This is a genomic window from Aquimarina agarivorans, assembly GCF_000218485.1.
Classification (GTDB): Bacteria; Bacteroidota; Bacteroidia; order Flavobacteriales; family Flavobacteriaceae; genus Aquimarina; species Aquimarina agarivorans.
The window spans coordinates 31659-51926 of the sequence record NZ_AFPB01000123.1 but is presented as its reverse complement, the minus strand read 5'-3'; the positions used below and the strand labels follow the sequence as shown (position 1 = coordinate 51926).

General features: G+C 34.9%; 12 protein-coding genes. 2 read left to right on the top strand and 10 right to left on the bottom strand.

Annotated elements, in window-relative coordinates; genetic code table 11:
• The first annotated feature begins 550 nt into the window (after nt 1–550).
• Together GMC_RS0106450 and GMC_RS0106445 are read left to right on the top strand one after the other, a co-directional pair.
• Nucleotides 551–7960, top strand: coding sequence for a T9SS type B sorting domain-containing protein (locus tag GMC_RS0106450; protein WP_010521368.1), 7410 nt, complete (start codon nt 551–553; stop codon nt 7958–7960).
• Nucleotides 7961–7972: 12 nt separating this feature from the next.
• A complete protein-coding gene (locus tag GMC_RS0106445; RefSeq protein WP_010521367.1) occupies nt 7973–8917 on the top strand; it encodes a PorP/SprF family type IX secretion system membrane protein in 945 nt (314 codons plus the stop codon).
• A 41-nt stretch (nt 8918–8958) separates the two neighbouring features.
• Here the strand turns inward: GMC_RS0106445 and GMC_RS0106440 are convergent, their stop codons facing one another.
• The 10 genes from GMC_RS0106440 to GMC_RS20590 form a co-directional block, all read right to left on the bottom strand.
• Entirely contained in the window at nt 8959–9366 is a 408-nt protein-coding gene (locus tag GMC_RS0106440) for a hypothetical protein (protein WP_040472463.1), read from the bottom strand.
• A gap of 168 nt (nt 9367–9534) precedes the next feature.
• Nucleotides 9535–10596 carry a formylglycine-generating enzyme family protein gene (locus GMC_RS0106435; protein WP_010521365.1) on the bottom strand — a complete coding sequence of 354 codons (1062 nt, stop codon included), beginning with the start codon at nt 10594–10596 and terminating at the stop codon, nt 9535–9537.
• A complete protein-coding gene (locus tag GMC_RS0106430) occupies nt 10597–12654 on the bottom strand; it encodes a T9SS type A sorting domain-containing protein (protein WP_010521364.1) in 2058 nt (685 codons plus the stop codon).
• A gap of 50 nt (nt 12655–12704) precedes the next feature.
• Entirely contained in the window at nt 12705–13142 is a 438-nt protein-coding gene (locus GMC_RS0106425) for a hypothetical protein (RefSeq protein ID WP_010521363.1), read from the bottom strand.
• Nucleotides 13143–13235: 93 nt separating this feature from the next.
• The gene (pgi, locus tag GMC_RS0106420; protein ID WP_010521362.1) at nt 13236–14879 is read right to left on the bottom strand and encodes a glucose-6-phosphate isomerase; all 1644 of its coding nucleotides are present in this window, start codon (nt 14877–14879) and stop codon (nt 13236–13238) included.
• The gene (locus GMC_RS19315) at nt 14809–16029 is read right to left on the bottom strand and encodes a M23 family metallopeptidase (protein WP_010521361.1); all 1221 of its coding nucleotides are present in this window, start codon (nt 16027–16029) and stop codon (nt 14809–14811) included. Before GMC_RS19315 ends, pgi begins: the two co-directional genes overlap by 71 nt.
• A gap of 105 nt (nt 16030–16134) precedes the next feature.
• The gene (locus GMC_RS0106405; protein ID WP_010521360.1) at nt 16135–17103 is read right to left on the bottom strand and encodes a tryptophan 2,3-dioxygenase family protein; all 969 of its coding nucleotides are present in this window, start codon (nt 17101–17103) and stop codon (nt 16135–16137) included.
• 6 nt (nt 17104–17109) lie between these two features.
• Nucleotides 17110–17889 (bottom strand): DUF3108 domain-containing protein, encoded by a 780-nt coding sequence (locus tag GMC_RS0106400; protein WP_010521359.1) that lies wholly within the window; start codon nt 17887–17889, stop codon nt 17110–17112.
• Nucleotides 17890–17999: 110 nt separating this feature from the next.
• Nucleotides 18000–19559 carry a BamA/TamA family outer membrane protein gene (locus GMC_RS19310; RefSeq protein WP_238527938.1) on the bottom strand — a complete coding sequence of 520 codons (1560 nt, stop codon included), beginning with the start codon at nt 19557–19559 and terminating at the stop codon, nt 18000–18002.
• 14 nt (nt 19560–19573) lie between these two features.
• Nucleotides 19574–20260, bottom strand: a complete 687-nt coding sequence (locus tag GMC_RS20590) for a patatin-like phospholipase family protein (protein ID WP_050813294.1) — start codon at nt 20258–20260, stop codon at nt 19574–19576.
• Between the last annotated feature and the right edge of the window lie 8 nt (nt 20261–20268).

Sequence of the window (20268 nt, the reverse complement as noted above, 5' to 3'; positions counted from 1 at the left end):
AAATATATAATTCCTAATTTTGTACTAAATGCAACGTTTAATAGGAGGTTTTAATTCGATTTTTAGCTAATAAATGTTAAATTGAATTTTCACTCAAATTCAATTTAACATTTGTGCGAATAATCCTTCAATTCAAGAAAAGAACAATTTAAATTGATCTCAAAATTGTTTATTACTGGTTTATTATTTTTTTGGTTCCTGTATAATAATTTGGCTACAAATCCGTTACACGGTGAATTTAGTTCTGAAATGAATTTAATATAATTATTAAAAATCTGTTAGTCAGAAATTTATGTTTTAGTTAGCTTTTAATTGGGCTGACTTTTTTTCACAAATCGATAAAAAAGCAAGATGAAACATAAAATTCTACTGTCGGAAAAATTTCGATGTATTGCTCACTAACTACGTTGTTGGAAGTGATAATTATGTTAAAATTAAAGATTGAATGTTTTTAATTTTTTGGAGCAAAATTTAATTCTATTTATGTCATTTATATGATACGTAAAGTCGAAGGCTATGATAGGAATTAAAACTAATTAAAAGAATTACTATGAAAGAACGATTACTTAATCAAAAACTAAATTATATAACTTTAGTTTGTTTGTTGTTTGCTACTAGTAACCTATTTTCACAGGCTGAAGAGCGTGGTGAAATTATTAAGTTTGAAACCAGAGCAAACGAGACTATTCAGGGAGATATGTCTATTACAGGTAATAGTGTTTTGGGTATTCGAGGAGCCTTTACAAATGCCAGCGGTATTATTACTGATTTTTTACCAAATGACGATTATAATGGAGGCTTAAGTAATGGAGTTTCTCGTGGAGGTGGAATAAATTATAGTAGAGCATATATTGATATTGATAGTGATCGTTCAGGGACTCGATTTTCAACTATTTTTAACCCAGGGCTGGCCAATTCTGAAACTGAATATGGGGGTACAGTAAATGAAAATGGTACACCAACTTCGTTTAGTAGCGATGGAACATTTAGTTCAAGCGCAGCTCGTTTGGATACAAATGAAGAATGTGCCAAAATAGTTAAAGCCTATTTGTACTGGTCAGGCTTTAATGTTGGAGCTACTTTTGATTCTGGTAGTGGCTCATTTACGCCAAGAACAAATTTTTGTGGTAGCGATTGTGAAGATTATACTGAAATCAAAATCCTTCCTCCAAACGGTACTGAATATTACGACATTAGTGCAAATCCAACGACAACATCAAATCCTAATGGGATTCAGTTGGAAACTGAAGTTATTGTCGATGGAAAAATAGGGTCTTTTTACAATAATACAATTAAAAGGGATAACGGCAGGGATATTGGTCGAATTCACGGAGATGTATATGTATGTAGGGCTGATGTAACTTCTTTATTTAAAAGTTTAGAAGTTCAAGATATTGAAACTGATGGGTTTTGGACTGTAGCAAATGTTGTAGGAACAACGGGCTATTGGGAGTTTAGTGGATTAGCAGGAGGGTGGACTTTAGCTGTAATTTATGAAGATACGACGCCTACAGTAACGTCTAAAAATATTTACTTTTTTGATGGTTTTGCTGTTATAAATGATAGGGATCCTCCCGTTAATTTTGATTTGCCTAGCTTTAATACTATTCCGAACGGAGAAATCAAGGCTTGGATTGGAACAGCCTCTTTAGAAGGGGATAGGGGATTATCGGGTGATCAATTCTCAATAGAGACAGAGTCAACTAAAAGGAATTTTCCAGGGAACTCAAGAATACCATTATCAGAAAATTCAACCCCTGACAATCGAACAAACTTTTTTAATAGTACGATTACAAATTTAGCTGGGGATACCAATTTTAGATTCCCTAATTCCCAAAATACGTTGAGTTATGATACGGATCATTTTCAATTAATAAATACTCAAAATCGAATTTTAAATAATGGTAGTGCAGTAGGAGGTGGTTTAACAGATACAACAGCCACTATGTATTTAAGTACAAATCAAGACAGTTATAGTAACTTTTTTAATGCGTTTGCTGTTGAAATTGTATCGCCAAATGTAATTGTCGAAAAGAAATTTTTCGATGGTGCAGGCAATGAATTTCCCGAAACAGCTGTAGTGAATTTAGGAGATACTATTATTTATAGTTTGACTATTCAAAACATTGGTAATGATACGGCAACAAATGTAGTGTTGGAAGATTTAATTCCAATCAATACCAATTTGGATGCTACATCATTTACTTATGACGGATTTACACCTACAAACTTTTCAATCACACCAGGGCAACCAGTTATTGACGATTTAACAGGGCTGGAATTTTCAACAGATTTAGTAACAATTGAGCTGCCTGATTTAACTGGTTTAGATTGTGGAACACCAAGTTCGCCAGGTCCTTGCTTAAATGAAGTTAAAATTGAATTCAAGGTACAAGTTGTTGCTCAATGTAGTGAATTGAGAAATGCCTGTAATAATGTAGTTCAAAATATTGCTACAACTAGCTATAATGGTAGGTTGAACACCAATGATTTTACCTCTAGAAGTGTACCTAGCTTTGATAACACTTGTGGTGCTGAGGATGCTGAGCCTACTATATTTTTGTCCGATCAGGAGCAATGTCAGGATATTACGGATTCAGTGTTGTTATGTGCTAGTGAACAAGTTTTAGAAGCAGGTTTAGGTTTTTTAAGTTACGAATGGTTTAGGCTGCCCGAAGGATCTACAAGTAACAATCCCAATGATGGTGTGCTCATTTTATCAAAAACTAATTTGGACGTTGATCCAAATAAAATTACCATTACTGAAACAGGAAGGTATATAGTTGTTGAAAAAACTGATAGTCCTTGTTTAAATATTACCCAAACATTTGATGTCAAATTATTTGATCCTACGCTAACCACATTCAGTCCATTTAATAATCCTGAACTCAACGGTACTCAATTAGAGCCTTGTAGTGTGGATGGCGAAGTGGTAACTCAATTTTTATTATGTAATGGAGCTATTGACATATCGGCCAATTATGTAGATCCTGATACAGGAGATAATATTTTTTATCCTAATGGAACTAACCTAACCTGGTCAAAATTTACTGAAGGCTCCTGTCCAAGACCAGATGATGATAACAACTGTCCTTATATTGGTGAAGGATGCGCTTACACTGAAGTTAAAAGTGCAGTCGTAGACACCATGGATGATGATACTTCTCTATTCAATTTAGCCGAAACAGGAAATTACCGTTTGGAAATAGTATTGCCTGGAGGGTGTAGTAATATTTTTTATTTCACAGCATCAGAAGTAGATCCTGGTTTAAGTATTTCGGTTCCACCAAATGCCATTTGCGCCGGAGATGCTTTAGTGCAAGTTAACGGTTTACCAACGTCTGATACGTCAACTAATTTGCGTTACAATTTGGAGTATTTGATAGACACAGGAAGTGGTTTTGTATCTGAACTTTCACAAACTCCAACAAGCGATAATTATGGTAGTTTTAATATTCCTAAACCAAACCCAATTGTTAGGTCGGTTAATGTTAGAGTGGTTGCTAAGCCTTTAATTATTGGACTTTCCGATACTTCTAGTTGCGAATTTATTTTTGAAGATACAGTGCAATTTACGGATCCAATTATTGAAAGATTTGAATTTACAAGATTGCCATCATGTAGTGTGGATAAATTAGTTAGTAGCGAAGACGATACTAAAGCTGACATCATTGTTGAAGTGGCTCCAGGTACGCCGCAGTATTACTACCAGTTAATTGATACCAAGGGGACTACTAGTTTGGCGGATGATGAGATAGCACAGGAGTCTTTACCCACAACTACTTTTTCATTTCCTTTCTTTAACGTGGATCCAAATGGAACCTATAAAATACGTGTTTTTTCTGGCAATAGCGCCAGTATAGCTTTAACAGAGCCCATAACAAATGCTGAATGTGCGCAGGAAGCAGGACCAATTGAAACGCCACCGTTTCCAACTTTTGCAGGAACATTTTCTATTGAAAAAGAAATTACCTGTACCGCTGGTGAGTATAGGCTTGAGTTATCAACACCCGCTACGTCATTGGATTTATCGCCTGCAGTATTTCAAATTCTTGAGCTAGGTATTTCAGGCAGAGGTGCTAATGCTACTTTTAGAGTTGATGACATTAGCAACCAACCGCCACCAATTGATGATACAACAGGGGGGCTTCCTACCGGACCTGATGTGTCTGATGTAACCTTTGTTGATGTAGCATCATTGCCTACGGATTTAACTTTGGAAATTGACCTAAACGGTTGTATTGTTACGCAAACAATACCAAATCCACTTCTGCTTTATGATGGTTTGGATTTTACTGTTACTGATGCGTCTGTAAATCCAATATGTAATGCATCAAGTGACCACCGTTTCAGGATAAATGCCACTAAAGCTGATGGTACGGATTTGGCTCCAGGTAGAGTACTTGAATACGAAGTAACTGCAGGACCAGTAATAAGACCAAGACAGGCGGATCCTATTTTTATAAATATGCCAGCTGGAACTTACACGGTAGCAGTAATTGATGTAACCAATCCTGATGATGAGTGTTTGGTAGAAAAAGAATATATTGTAATAGACCCAGATCCTTTAATTGCTCCAGATTTAGAGGTAGTTGACGATTTAGCCTGTGACACGAATGGAAGTATAACTATTAAAGATGCTGCTACATTAGCTATTGGAGGTACAGGAACGTATATTGAATTTCAATTATTTAATGGTGGATCGGTTCCAATACGTACCATAACATCCGTGGCTGACTTGCCATTTGAAAATTTAGTTAAAGGGAATTATACACTTGTTGTGGTGGATTCTAATGAATGTGAATCTCCAGTATCTAATGAAATTGTATTTGATTTGTCTGGTGATATTAATTTTATACCTGAAGATCAAATCAGAATTGTACCAACAAATAGTGAGGTAGATTGTTTTAACGATAGGACAACAATTAGCTTTAGAGTAGAAAACTATACGGGTTTTTACAGATATGAAATAAGAGATGGTTCTGGTGCTGTTATTGAAGCTAATGTTGCCTTGTTAAATACGGATACTACTACCAATGTTACTACATCTAATACTTTGGCAATAGGGACCTATACAATTGAGGTTGTGGCCACCGATGGTTTTGGAGTAGATACAGCTACAGATATTTGCGCAGATACTGAAGTAGTACAAATTATAGGACCAGATAGTCCCGTTGAACTCACGATTGATGAGGTAACTGAATTAACCTGTAGTAACCCTGTAACAATTTTAGCTTCCGCAGAAGGTGGGACTGAGCCTTACACATTTGAATTGGTTGAAACTGCCAGCCCGTTAACAGTAATTGCAACGAATACTACTGGTTTCTTTGGAAGCGATTTGAATATTAGAGAAGGAAGTTATACGGTTCGTGTAAGAGATAATTTTCCAACATGTCCAATTGATGAAGAAGTTTTACCAGTAATTAATCCAGTTGCTTTACCAAGCGTATCTATTGCAGCAACACCAATTGTATGTAAGGAAGATGTTTCTACTATTGAAGCAACTCCTACAGCAGGTGATGCTCCCGAAGCAACTATAAATTATACGCTGTTAAAGGTAGATAATACTGCAGGTGATAACCCAGTATCTATAGCTGGAGTACCGCCGCAAATCAGCAATATTTTTACTAACGTACAGCCTGGCGAAAATGGTGTTCCAAACTTTTATTTAGTGAGTATTATAGATAGTTATGGTTGTACAGTAAATTCAGAAGTAGTTGCTTTGGAAAAACCAGCACCGATTTTAATTTCAAGGGATTTGTTAATACCAATAGCTTGTGATAATACAAGGTCTGATAAGGGAGTTGAAACTGCACAATATCAAATAGGGATTTCAAGTGGTTCATCAATTGCTACAGTTGAACTATTAACTGGCGATCCAAATGTATCAACAACTTCGGTGGATGAAACTAATAATAGTACTGGTTTAGCATTCGGAATTTTTGAATTACCAACAGGAGTGAATTATTTTAGAGTAGTGGATACTAATGGATGTGAAGAGTTTACCACAGTTATTGTAGGGCCTCCACCAGCAAATATTGAATACGAAATCAGTTCTCCCGAGGACAGATTGTGTGCGGATAGTGCAGGATTTGTTGACATTGCGGCTCCTGTTACAGGAGGTGTGGGTGACTATACTTATAATATTTATTTAGCAAGTGATACCGGTTTTACTAATCCTTTGGATACGGCTACAACACCATTAGCTATTAGAGAAACGGAAACCAGATTTACAGGTTTGGATGAAGGCAACTATGTGTATAGAGTAACAAGTGGTCCTACTCAAATTTTAGGGTGTACCCCAGTTACTAAAGCATTTTCTATTGAAAAACACCCAGTATTAACGTTTGAAACTTCAGCCACTGAAATATCTTGTTCTGGTGAGGAGGATGGGTCTATAACTGTCAAGTTAGATGAAGGTTTAGGCATTGGACCATATACAGTTCTTATTGTTGAAGAAGAAGGTATTGCCGAGGGTTCAGTAGATTTTGCCGATGGTGATATTCAAGGAATGATTGATTTAGGTAAAGGGAATTCCGTTAGTATTACTAGTGACACTATGCCTGCAACAGTTGAAAATTTAGCGGCTGGTGATTATGTAATTATAGTTAGTGATTTAGGTACAGGATGTACAACCATTGAGCAAATTCAAACCTTAGACACTAAAGAAGCAATTATGGTAACGGAAGTGATGCAATCATCACCAGATTGTTTGGGTGACGAAAACGGGATGATTACTTATGAAATAAGTGGAGGTAGACCTCCTTATTATTACGTAGTGATAGAGGATAGAGATCTGGATAATATCCCTGAGCCAGAAGCCACAGCTATTTTTGGTGTTCCAGAAAATGAAGTAGCAAACACAGGCGATGTTGATCAGCTAACGATAATGAATTTGAAAGCAAATGTGCCTTACGAGGTGTTTATTGTAGATTCTGGAAACGGTTTGGCTGTTCCTGATTTATCTATTTGTGAGCCGGTTTTACGTAGTTTTAATTTAGAATTACCAGACATTAATAATTTTACTGCTGTTGCAGTTCCTGATTGTAAAGATATAGTGGATCCTACTGATCTTGGCACATATACTATTACAGCAACTAATAGAAATGAATCAATTAATGTCGAAGATGTTACTTATGTTTTAGTAAATAAAACGGATAATACTGAAGTAGTTCGCGGAATCAAAGGAGAAAATACTATTATGGATGTGCCAGCGGGGGATTATAATGTATTGTTGGAGTATGAAGCTCCTGGTGGAACTACAGATTGCCCTTCTAAACCATTTGAATTGGAGGAATTGGTGCCCTTTACAAAAGTAACATTTGTAACACAACCTGATGATTCTGGGAGTTTAATTCCTTTTATTCAAACACGTAATTTGAACACTTATAAATTAGAAGCTACTGGAGGTATCGTTGCTCCGGATGATGCAAATCCATATATTTATACGGTTCTTTATGCTACTACCGAAGGGGGAATACCAGATAGAGAAGTAGTTGTAAATGCTGATGGTACTTTTGATGTTGAAGAAAACGGCTTTTATACCTTCAGGGTAACCGATAAAACGTTCCGTGGTGAGGATGCGGATAATTTATGTTTTGATCAGGTAGATGGAATTTTTATTAAAGTAATAAATTTAGAGATTCCTAATGTTTTTAATCCTGACAGTACTAATTTTGCAGAAACTACATGGTATCCTGATAGGTTAACGGTGTTTACTACAAATTCAGCAGACCCTGATCCTTTTATTGAATATGAAAACATGGAAGTTTTGGTTTTTGACCGTTATGGGAGAATGCTGAAAGAGTTCAGAGGAGTGAAGTTAAGAGAAAACGGTGAAGGATGGGATGGTACTTATGCGGGTTCGCTTATGCCTTCAGGAGATTATTGGTATTTAATAAAGTTAAATGATGAAGGTGGTCGAGAGTTTACTGGACATTTTACTCTTTATCGTAAATAAAATTATTTTATAGTGAGTAAACGTTTCAAATTAATTTACTTTTTATTGGTGACCAGCTTTAGTGTTTGTGCACAGGAATTCAATTTACCTGTGATCAATCAATATATAACGGATAATCCCTTTTTAATATCAGCATCTTATGCAGGTATTGGGGATTGTTGGCAAATTCGCGGAACAGGATTTGAACAATGGGTAGGCATTGATGATGCGCCAAGCACGCAAACAATATCCGTTGATGGACGTATACAAAACCGTTCAGGGGTAGGGGCAGTATTGTTTAATGATAGCAATGGAGCCACCTCTCAGCAGGGGTTTCAAGGCTCTTTTGCACACCATTTGACTATAAGCGAATATTCGCGACAATATTTATCATTTGGTATAAGCTATAAGTATACACAGTTCACTATTGATTCATCGGAATTTAACCGTCCGCTGTTAGCTGCTGAGGGTGATATAAACACGGTAGATCATAATTTTGATGTTAGTGTGCTGTACCGATTAAAAACCTTTTTTATTACGCTAAACGCTATTAATTTACTGAATAAACCTTTAGAGGATTTTAGTGTCAATGAGCCAGGTAATTTGACAAATTACTATGCATATTCAGGATTTACTTTTGAAAACGTGTTCAAAAAACTACAATTTGAACCTTCGGTATTGTATCGTCAGTTTTCAAGCGACCTACGTTCAACCTTAGATACCAATTTTAAGGTAAGAAAGTTTTTTCAGGATAGTTATTTATGGGGAGGTATTTCAGTACGAAGTTTGATAGATCAGGATTTTAAACCGTTATCAGTTTCTCCTATGATCGGTATTAAAAAAGCAAAATTTTATTTCGCATACGGCTATCAGGCAAATGTAAACGAAGTATCAGGTACCGATAATAGCGGATCACACCTTATTAGTCTAGGAATTGACTTTGGATGTAAAAAAAGTAGCTGTGGTTGTACTTACTAGTTTGGATTGCCGTTATTACCTAACAAAAGAACAAGTGAATTTTAATTTGCGGCTGAGGAAACCACTTTTATCCCTTCGATCTTTTTAGTTTCGCAAGCGCGTTTTGACCAGTCATTTCGCCCACCTTCGTACATGTATAAATTATAAGAATAATCGTTTCCTGTTTCCAGACGATCAATTTTTTTAAATATTTGAAGGTTAACCGATACCGTTTTCTGGTCTGGTTTTGTTACGTCATACACGCTATTTCCTACTAATGAATCTCCTTTTTTTAGTTCTAAATAAATTGTACTCTTCTTTAGCGCTTTATACTCAATTTTATAATTGAAAAACTCTCTTGCAGGCTTTAATTGTGTTGGTGGTGCCTCAGCAAACTTTACAAAAGCTTGCGAATAACTTGGCATTATCCCTAAAAATAGAACTCCCAATACTAGTAGTAATTTTTTCATATCAAAAAATTTATACAATCTAACTATTAAGAATATTTTATTTAGATTATATGGTGTAAATAATTGTATTTTTTTGCTTTGTAATAGCTAATATCTACAAAAAGCGCTAAATAGATCAGTTTAACTTAAAATAATGTACATATATTATTGTAATCAATTTTTATGCCGCTATTTAGTACTGTTTCTTACGCACCTAAATCCCAAATGCTCTAAGCCTGTGTCAGGTGACGCATTCATTCGGGCTGCAACGCGATAACCTGAGCAATAACTTTCGTTACATAAAAACGAACCACCTCGGATTACTTTTTTTTGATTTAACGTATTATCATTAGCTAATATAGGCTGTTCAAAATTAATTTTTTTTGAATAGGCATCTGAAAAATAAGAGTTTAATGTCCACTCCCATACATTGCCCCCTATGTCATAAATACCCAATGCATTATTTTTGAAGCTTTTAACTGGAGCTAAACCTTCAAAATTATCTATTTTTAAATTGCCCAAAGGAAAATTTCCTTGGTGAAAATTTGCATATTCAACGGCTTTATTAAAATCATTGCCCCAACTGTATTTTATTTGTTTTCCTTGATTTCTTGCAGCATATTCAAACTCCTCTTCAGTGGGCAAGCGTTTATTAGCCCAATGACAGTATGCTATGGCATCATACCAGGAGACTTGCACTACTGGGTATGAGTCTTTTCCAATAATAGTACTTTTAGGACCTTGAGGATGCCTCCAGTTGGCGCCTTTTACCATTGACCACCACATTTTAGGATTGCCATTAAAAACTAAAGCAGCAGGGTCGGTATCAACGGTTTCTGGAGCTACACCGGTAATTGCCGCTATAAAATGTGGGTCTATAGGTCTTTCAGCAGTTGTAATATATCCTGTTGCTGTAACAAAAGCGCTAAATTCAGCATTGGTAACTTCGGTAGCATCCATATAAAAATCATCAACTGTTTCTTTATGGACGGGCAATTCATCGGGATTTGCCTGTACGCTAGTCCCGCCCATTAAAAAACTACCCCCTTTAACAAATAGCATAGTTGTGTCCTTTTCATGAGGGGATTTTTTTGGCAATTTTTCAATTTCTTTTAGATAGTTCTGATGGAACGAAAACGAAGCCTGAATTTCATTTTTGTGAGTGGCATCGTTTTGATTTCCTACTTTGTTGCACGAAAAAAGCCCCACTACAAAAATTGTAAGTGAAGCTTTAAATAAATTTAAATTCATTCATTTTTTGAATTTAAGCTTTCCATTAGTGGTAGTTTCTAAAATATATTTACCCACTTTTAGCGTTGAAATATCAATAGTTTCTCCGTTTTTGTAGGACTTTAATTTTTTTATGGTGTTCCCTTCTAAATCTGTAATTTTCGGATTTTTACATTTGATTTCGCTTGAAATATGCAACAAATTACCGCCATGGCTTGAATATACCAGTGTATTGGGAGCCTCATAATTTTTGTTTTCCACATCCGTAGAAAATATTTCGGAATTTATAACCACAGAGCTTACTTTTCCTCCTGTGTCTGCAAATGTAATTTCAACCTCACTAGTATCTTTCAAATAGGACATTGGTATTGGAATAGACAACATGCCAAAAAATGTTTTTCGATTCGATTGATTATAGCCTGCCCAGTTTTTAGGGGTTAATACAATGTTGTCGTTTATTTTAACAATAGGTTGTAGGTCGGATTTTACGTCCTTACCAAAAGACACTCGTAAATTTGCTTTCCCTTTTCCTGTTTTTACATTGGTAAACTCGAATTCAATAGGTTTATCAGCTACAATTGGCTTTAGCATTTGTTTGGAGTAATTGTTATACTCCACAATTGAAGTGGCAAATTCAGTATCTACAGGAACATCGCAAATAAGCATCAGTGTTTCATTGGCATCAATATCCCACTGATCAATATGTATGTCCGTAAAGGCTTCAGTCAATTCTGGTAAGCCAGATTCGTTTAAAAATAACCTTCGTAACGTATATTTAGAAATTCTTTCAGCATCAAATTCTGAAAAATTAAAGTTTAGTAATTGCGATTCGTCCGAAAGGTTATTAAAAATCAGCATCCATTTGCCTTTATCATAAAAAGCATTTACTTGTATATCAGGATTGTCAGATGCTATGTATGTTCGGACCCCTTTGACATCCTTCCAAAATTCATAAAATTTAATCAAGTTGCTGTATTCGTATGACTTTCCATCGGCAGATTTGTGAGTAACTGCTAATGGGTGCGGATTTCCATTGGGATTAATTACTGAGTTTTTATAAAACTTTTCTGCTTTCCCTAAAATATACGGAATCGCCTTTTCAATCCGATCGGGCTTATCCATTAGAGTCATTACCATTTTGTTCAGGGATTCTAAAATAAATCCATCACGATCCGAACTGTAAGCGGTACCCTCCCAATAAGGAACTTTAATTCCGTATTCCGAAATTAACAAGGGTTTTACTTTATTCCATTTATTAAAGCTATATGTTTCTATAAGATCCAGCGTAGCTTCTGCATCACTGCCTGAACAATAGTTTATGGTGGATGTGTCCCTATCTACCTCATCATAAAGCTTAAGTGATAAAAAATCTAATTGCTCTCCGGCAATATCCATAAACAACTTATGGTTATTTTCCCAATAATCAAAATTATTGAGTTCAAATCGAGGCCTTAGTGAGCTAAATCCGCCAATTTTGAGCTTTGGAAATTTCTTTTTTAATCCTTTTGCAATGTCAGCAAAATACCTGCTGATTTCCTTTTTAGCCTCATCCGTATCGTCGGAAAATAATGTTGTACTGGCAAAAGTCTGATCCATTAAATCCAAGTAATTTGATGAATTTTCGGGAAAAGCTTCCTTCATGTACGCGCTAATTTTATCAACGGCAGCATCAGCGTCAGCTCCCATTTTAAAAACTTTCGAAGGCTTTTGTGTAATCACATATTTACGTGTACCATAATTTTTAAAGGTAGCTGTATTTTTATAATATGAACTTTTTGATTTTGCTTTTGAACTTATTTTTCCAGAAGATAAATCTTCCAAATCGCCGTAGGGCTGTGGTCCGTCAAAACCACGAGATGGATAGGTATTTAATTCAGAAAATAAATAATCACTTTCTGATTTAAACTCATTAGAAGTAGCAGCGGATTGTATTCCAAAATATTTTGTTCGGTCTAATTTACTTTCCTTTCCAACGTATTTTTTTATACCTAAATCAATGGTAATGTTTGTCTCCTGAGCAAGAGTAACACTTGAAAAACCTAAGATTAACGTACTGTTTAATATATAATTTAACTTCATATTATGATTAGTTTTTATCGGCGTTTAAAATGTTTAAAAAAAATAAGGATTTAAAACCACGCTTTCCAGGGTATTCTTGAAAGTACCAACAATAATGCTAATGAGTAAAAAATAGCTAATGACTTAAATTTAGGCGTTGAAGTTAATTTTTTTTTGTGTTTTGAGTAGCCTACAGTTAGCAAGGCAATGGCTAAAATCATTACCGTTGGATGCTCCACATTGTATAAGCGCATTTCAGCATTTCCCATAATATCTTTAGCTGGAATATCAGTAAACCATAAAATTTTACCCGACACAAATAAAAGTATTAGTCCTATAACAAACTGTAAATGAGTTACAATAAGTGTAAATAATGAAATCCTGAAATCTTTAGCTTGGTATTCTCTTTTAGAAACCAAACCTGCAATAGCATTAAACGCTGCTAATGCTAATATTGCCAATACTAAATAAGCCCATGTTGAATGAACAATTTTTACGATACTTTCCATATGATTATAATTCTAATTTACTAAAATAATATTATTCAAACAAATAGCCTTTACTTACTTGTAAAGGCTATTTGTTTTATCTAATTTTTAACGTTACTTCAGGTATTCTTTTAAAAGATTAGCAGTTGAGCTGTCGTGTTTATGCGGATGTTCTTCGGTAATTTCATTCAAAATTTTTGATGCCAGCTGTTTTCCTAACTCCACCCCCCATTGATCATAGCTATAAATATTCCAAACAACCCCTTGTACAAAAATTCGGTGTTCGTACATGGCTACCAAAGAGCCTAACGTTTTAGGAGTCAATTTTTCAATTAATAATGTTGTTGTAGGTCTATTGCCCTCAAACTCTTTAAACGGAGCCAGTTTGGCTAGTTCAGCCTCAGATAAGTTTTTAGAAGCCAATTCGGCAACAACAGTTTCCTTAGTTTTTCCGTTCATTAACGCTTCCGTTTGAGCAAAAAAGTTAGCCATCAGTTTATCATGATGTTCCTTATCACCAAATAACGATTTTTTAAATCCAATAAATTCCGTTGGAATAATTTTTGTTCCCTGATGAATTAATTGAAAAAATGCGTGTTGGGAGTTTGTACCTGGTTCTCCCCAAATAATGGTACCTGTTTGGTAATCTATTTTATTCCCGTTACGATCCACACCTTTTCCGTTGCTTTCCATGATACCTTGCTGCAAATAAGCAGGTAAACGGTGTAAATATTGATTGAATGGTATAATAGCTTCGGTTTCAGCTCCATGAAAATTATTGTACCAAACGCTTAATAAGCCTAAAAGGACAGGGATATTTTTTTCAAAATCGGTATACTTAAAATGGATATCCATTTCATGCGCTCCGGCTAATAATTCTTCAAACTGATCAAAACCGATAGATAGCGCTACGGATAATCCAACAGCACTCCACAAGGAAAATCGACCGCCAACCCAATCCCAAAGCGGAAAAATATTTTCCGCTGCAATTCCGAATTCAGTAACCTTTTCTACATTTGAGGATACGGCTACAAAATGTTTACTTACGCCTTCATTTCCGTTAGCTTTTTCAATAAACCACTCACGAGCAGTCATTGCATTGGAAAGTGTTTCCTGAGTTCCAAATGATTTTGAAACCACTACAAATAGCGTGGTTTCAGGATCTAAATTTTTTAAATTTTGGTGTACATGATCTCCATCAACATTTGAAATGAAATGAATATTCAAGTGATTTTTGTAGTATTCTAAGGCTTCAGTAATCATTACCGGCCCAAGGTCCGAACCTCCAATACCAATATTTACAATATCTGTAATTGCCTTACCAGTAAATCCTTTGTGTTGTCCTGAAATTATTTTTTCAGTGAATGCTTTTACTTTAGCATTTACCTCAGTTACTTCATCTACAATATTTTCACCATCAACCTCAATTTTAGATCCTTTTGGTGAGCGCAAAGCCATATGCTGTACTGCTCTTTCTTCGGTAGCATTTATAGTTTTGCCTCCAAAATAGCTTTTCATAGCGCCAGCTAAATCCACTTCCTCAGCCAAATCCAAAAGCAATTCAATTGTTTTTGAGTTTATGTTGTTTTTTGAATAGTCAACATAAAATTGTTCCCATTGAATTTTTAACGTATCTCCTCGAGTAGCATCTTTTTCAAAAAGTTCTTTTAAATGCGTATCCTTTATATCATTGTAATGTACTTGTAATGCTTTCCAAGCTGCTGTTTGCGTTGGATTTTGAGATGGTAGTGTTTTCATAAGTTTGCGTATTATTCACTGATTTATAAGGAATACTATCTATAGCTTTTTTAATTGGTTTTATATATTTAAAATAAGCTTCTTTGTGCTTTTCTTCAATATTTTTTGAACTTGGTAATTTTTGTCGGTACGGATCAACTTGTTTTCCGTTTACCCAAAAACGATAACATACATGTGGACCAGTTGCTAAACCTGTACTTCCTACGCGACCTATAACATCTCCTTGTTTAACATATTGGCCTTTTTTAACCAGTATTTTTGACATGTGTAAATATTGAGTACTGTACTTATTATTATGCTTTACTTTTACGTACTTTCCGTTTCCGGAAGTGTATCCAGCTTTTACAACCGTGCCATTGGCAGTAGACCAAATTGGAGTGCCATGTGGGGCTGCATAATCTGTCCCTTTATGAGATTTCCACCTTTTTTGAACTGGGTGAAATCTACGACGTGAATATCGAGAAGAAATGCGACTAAATTGTAAAGGTGCCTTTAAGAAAAAGCTTTGTAGTGATTTTGCCTGATCATCATAATAGGAAACTTCTTGCTTTTTGCTTTCCTTCACTTCATACTGAAAGGCATAAAAAGGTGTTTTGTTGTGTTCAAAAATAGCGGCTTCAACGTCATTAATTCCCACGTAAGTGCCATCTTCCAAAAACTGTTCTGTAAAAATTACTTTAAAACGATCGCCTTTTTGAATTTTAAAAAAATCAATACTCCATTGGTAAATACTGGAAAGTATGTGAGTTAAGTAAGGAGATACATTTTCATGCTCAATAGTTTGCGATAATGAACTGTCGATAACTCCTGTTATTGACCTTTTTTTGGTAATGACGTTTTTCTTTTTGTTTGATGCGTAAATGGAATCAGTTACATGAACTACTGCGTAATTCACTTTATTTTTTTGATATATAAATGCCTTTACCTCAGCAATACTATCTTTAGATTTTAAAATTGTATACGGTTTACCAACGGCAATTTTAGCAACATTAAAACTATCTTTTACTTTGTTAGAAATTTCAAAAACCTGAGACCTAGTTACTCCATGGGCGTCCATAATTGCCCCGAAACTATCCCCAGACTTTATGGTGTCTTTAACCACTTGGTAGTCATTTAACACAAAATCAAATTCTTTAATTATTTTTGGCACTGGTGCCTTTTTTTTCAACAACAACCTGAGGGGAAGGAGGCGTATTTTTTTTACATGCAAAAATTGCTGTAGTTAAAACTAGAAGAAATTCCTTTTTAAACATTACTAATTACTTGTATTTACTAAGTCTTCAACCCATTTTTTTCCCCAGTTTGCTAATTCATCCTGTGTCCATAGCGAAGGAAAGAAACTTACGTTTTGAAAAGTTGGTGGTAAAAACTGTTTCCAGTTTGTTCCTCCTGTTGCTTTTACTGCATTATCTCCTTTTTTATTTAAATACCTGTATGCAGCTTTTAAATGTACCAGGCACCAATTGATATTTACGTTAGCATCAAAAGTACGCATTGCTGCAATAAGTGTTGCATTATTTTGCTCCGTTTCAGGAAGGTTTTTAAAGCTGTGATACACCGTACTGTGCTGTACCTGATTGGCTATACGCATTAAGCGAGGTGTGTATCGGTATTCAAACTGTTTTAAAGTAAGTGTTTTTTCACCTGTTTCAGTTTCAGTTGCTCCAAACTTCCAATACAAATGTTCATAAGTTTCTTCTAAAGGCTCTTTTTCGGAATAGTTGCTGCGCTCTTTGTTGTTTACTAAATTACAAAGGGGGGTAGCATATACTTCAATCATTCGGAATTGAACTGACTGAAAACCACTTGCAGGTAGTAGCGACATGCGGTATTTTAAAAATTGCTCCTTATCCATTCCTTTGATCATAATATCAAATGAGTCGGTAAGCACATCAAAATAGCGATTGATTCGATTTAATTTTTCAATAAAAAAAGCAGCAGTTTGTAGTTTGTCATCAACAATTTGCTTCATTTCATGAATGATCAATTTAAAATAAAGCTCGGTAATTTGATGATAGGTTATAAAAATTTCTTCATCAGGAAAGTGAGTTCGCGGAATTTGTAAACTCAATAGTGTATCCAAATGAATATAGTCCCAATAGGTTAAATACCGATCATGCAATAATCCATCAAGATAAGAACCTAAATCCTGTCCGGAGTTTCGAAACTTTTCTTCTAATTGTTCTAAACGCTTTACAATATCAGGATCTAACGATTTATTCATACATCATTAATTTGTTACAAACGGATGTTTTAATCCGCTGTAATTAGAAAGACTTGCTGTTAATGAACCTACTGCCAAATCAGCAGAAATCCTTACAGGAATCTTATTCTCATCATTGCTTATCCATACGGTCAAGCTTTCTTCTTCTTTAAAAACACGATCAGCCATTACCAGTGGTCTAAATTTTAGACATGATTTTTTACCATATTTTGTTCTGATCGTTTCATTTCCTAAAAAGCGCAATTTAAACTTAAAATTTTCTTCATCAAAAAACATTGTTAATGTCTCTTCGTCACCTTCCTTTAATTTTGAGGGTTCAATAACGTTTCTTAAATAGTAAAACGAAGATAACATGTCGTGTACATTAGGTACTACATCATACGTTTTATTTGTTTTATGTTTTTTATTATTTACGTGGGCTTTGTTATTATTTTGATCAAAATCAATGACAATATTTTTAGTATATCCTCCTTCGTTAATATTTCTTACAAAACGATAGGGCAAATAAGTTTCAGCATCTATAATGGTTTCATACTGATCCCTGATTTTGAAAAAAAAACTTAAAAATTTAGAGGATCTTCCTTTTCCTACTACATGATATACCTCTTTCCCATTTAAGGTTTCTTTTTTTGTTTCCAACGTAGCAGTACTTGTATTAAAACTTAAATATTTAATTTTAAATTCAATAAACTCATTTTCAGAAAACACAGGTTCATTTGGTACTACTTGGGAAAACCCAGCAATAAAACCAAACAAAACTGTTATATATACGATGACTTTTTTCATGCTCATTTTAATTTTTCGTTTTATGTAAAAACATAGTTACTACCATATATATTCAATTTCTATTCCAAAATTAGTTAAAAGCATTTTGAGGAGCAAATACACATCCCGTTTCAAAACCAATAACCTACACTAAATAAAACTTTTCCTGTTGTTTTTTGATCGTCAGAAAAGGCATATTTAACCTGTATGGGGCCAATTGGAGAGTTGTATCCATATCCCAGTGCATATCCAGAGAATCCTTTTAACTCATATATTTCCCGGATATTGAAAATTTCGTTTCCTACATTCGCAAAATTTGCTGCTATATTTATATGGTGTTTAGTCCAAAAATTATAGTCCAATTGCAACAATCCTTTAACGTAGCTTTCGCCTGAAAGTTGTAAAAAATCATAGCCATAAAATGGAACTTGATTATTTATAGGTTTAGCTCCAAACCCACCTAAAAAAAAGTCTAATGAATTTACTCCAGTTGCCTTTCCTAATCGTATGCCTGAGGCCGCTTGTGCCAATCCTGAAAAGTGTTTGGAAATTGGTACCGCATAATTTAGTGTGGCTTTAGTTACAGCGAATTCTTCAAACTGATCCGATGGAATTGATGAAAATGGGTATCCCGTAAATGAACCTGTAAATAATACCCCCCTAGTTGGGAAATATTTATCATCAAAGCTATCAAATTTTAGGGCTGCGTATGCACTATAATAATTTACATTATCCAGCACTGTACCAGGCACCTGATTGCTATCAACTCCTATGGTTTCGGTTGAATTTTTCAAAAATTTATGTTCCAAACCTATTCTAAATCCAAATTTTTGACCTAAAATGGTTTCTAAATACAACTGAGTAGTAATGTCAACAGTTTCGATATCTACAAAATTGATTGGCACATTAGTTAAATCCTGAAGCTCAGAGGCGCTCAACCTATTATTTAAAAAATTAAAATCGAGCGACTGTTCATATTGGTAAAAGCGATGATTTAATCCTACGCTCCAATAGTAACCTTTATCAATATAATAATCGATGTTATACCGCGGCTTGTCGCCTAAAATACCATCTAGTGATAATACATCACTTTTAAATAATAAGTTTTTTCGGGTAAAATTTACCAACGCCGCTGATTTGTATAAATCATCATAGTGCAGTGCAAAACGCACAAAACTTTTTAGGGGACTTTCTTCAACCTTTACTTCAATTTCGCTATCAATTAAGCTTTTCTGCTTTAATTTATAGCGAATACGCTCAAAATTTCCTGTGCTGTACAAATTGTCCAAACCGCTATTAAGATCTTCTAGCGTAACCAAAGACGGTGTTTTTAACCGAAGTTTTCCTTTTATATAAGCGCGTGTAAATCGTTGATGTCCTTTAATATTTAAATACACAGCAAAAATGTCTTTATCGGGGTTTACGGGTTTTCTTTTTTGAAATGGCGCTTGTTGTGCCGCTATTTTTTGAAGCGTATCAAACTGTACCATAGCACTTTTTTCCCCTTCAGCAATAATTTCATCACCCCGATCAAAACTTACTACCGAATAATCTTTGATATTGGGTTTAATATAAACATCGGTAAGCAATTGTTTGCGTTTCATGGCCTTGATAGTTCTAAAATTGCTAATTTGTAACATGATATTAGTTACCGAGTTAAGCTCTTTTTTATTCATTAAGGTATCCTGCACATCAACACCTATTACTAGTTCAATACCTCTTTTTTTATTTCTTCCACAGGGTAATTGTCCGTAACTCCACCATCCGTAATTAATCGTCCATTTAATTTCACAGGACTATACACCGTTGGTAGGGCACCACTGGCTGCTACCACGTCGGGCAAATAGCCTTGATCAAAAATGATTCCCTGTCCGGTTTCAATATCTGTACCAGTACAAAAAAAGGGGACTGGAAGCTTACTAAAATCAGTGATATGCTTTACGTGGCTGGTTAGTTTTGAATAAAAATTATAAAAATTTTGTCCGTTGGAAATTCCTTTGGGTAAACTTACGCGTCCTTCAACAATTGGTAAAGTGAGCGCATATTTTTCATCATCCTCTTTTTCATAAAAAGTTTTACTATCCCGCGGTAGTATATCCTGAATAAGGTTATTAAAATTTACAGTATGAAATAATGAATCCAACTGTTTGGCAGTATATCCCGAGGCATACAAACCTCCTACAATGGCCCCCATACTTGATCCTGAAACATAATCCAACCTAACGCCTGCCTTGTCAATTGCTTTTAACACACCAATATGAGCCAAACCCTTTGCTCCACCACCGCTTAAAACCAGTCCAACTTTTAAATCAGTGGTATCTTTTTGCTGCGGTTGCGCTGCTACACAGAGCAAACAAAAAAAGGAGATTAGAAAAATGAAAAAATACTTCAAAACAGGTG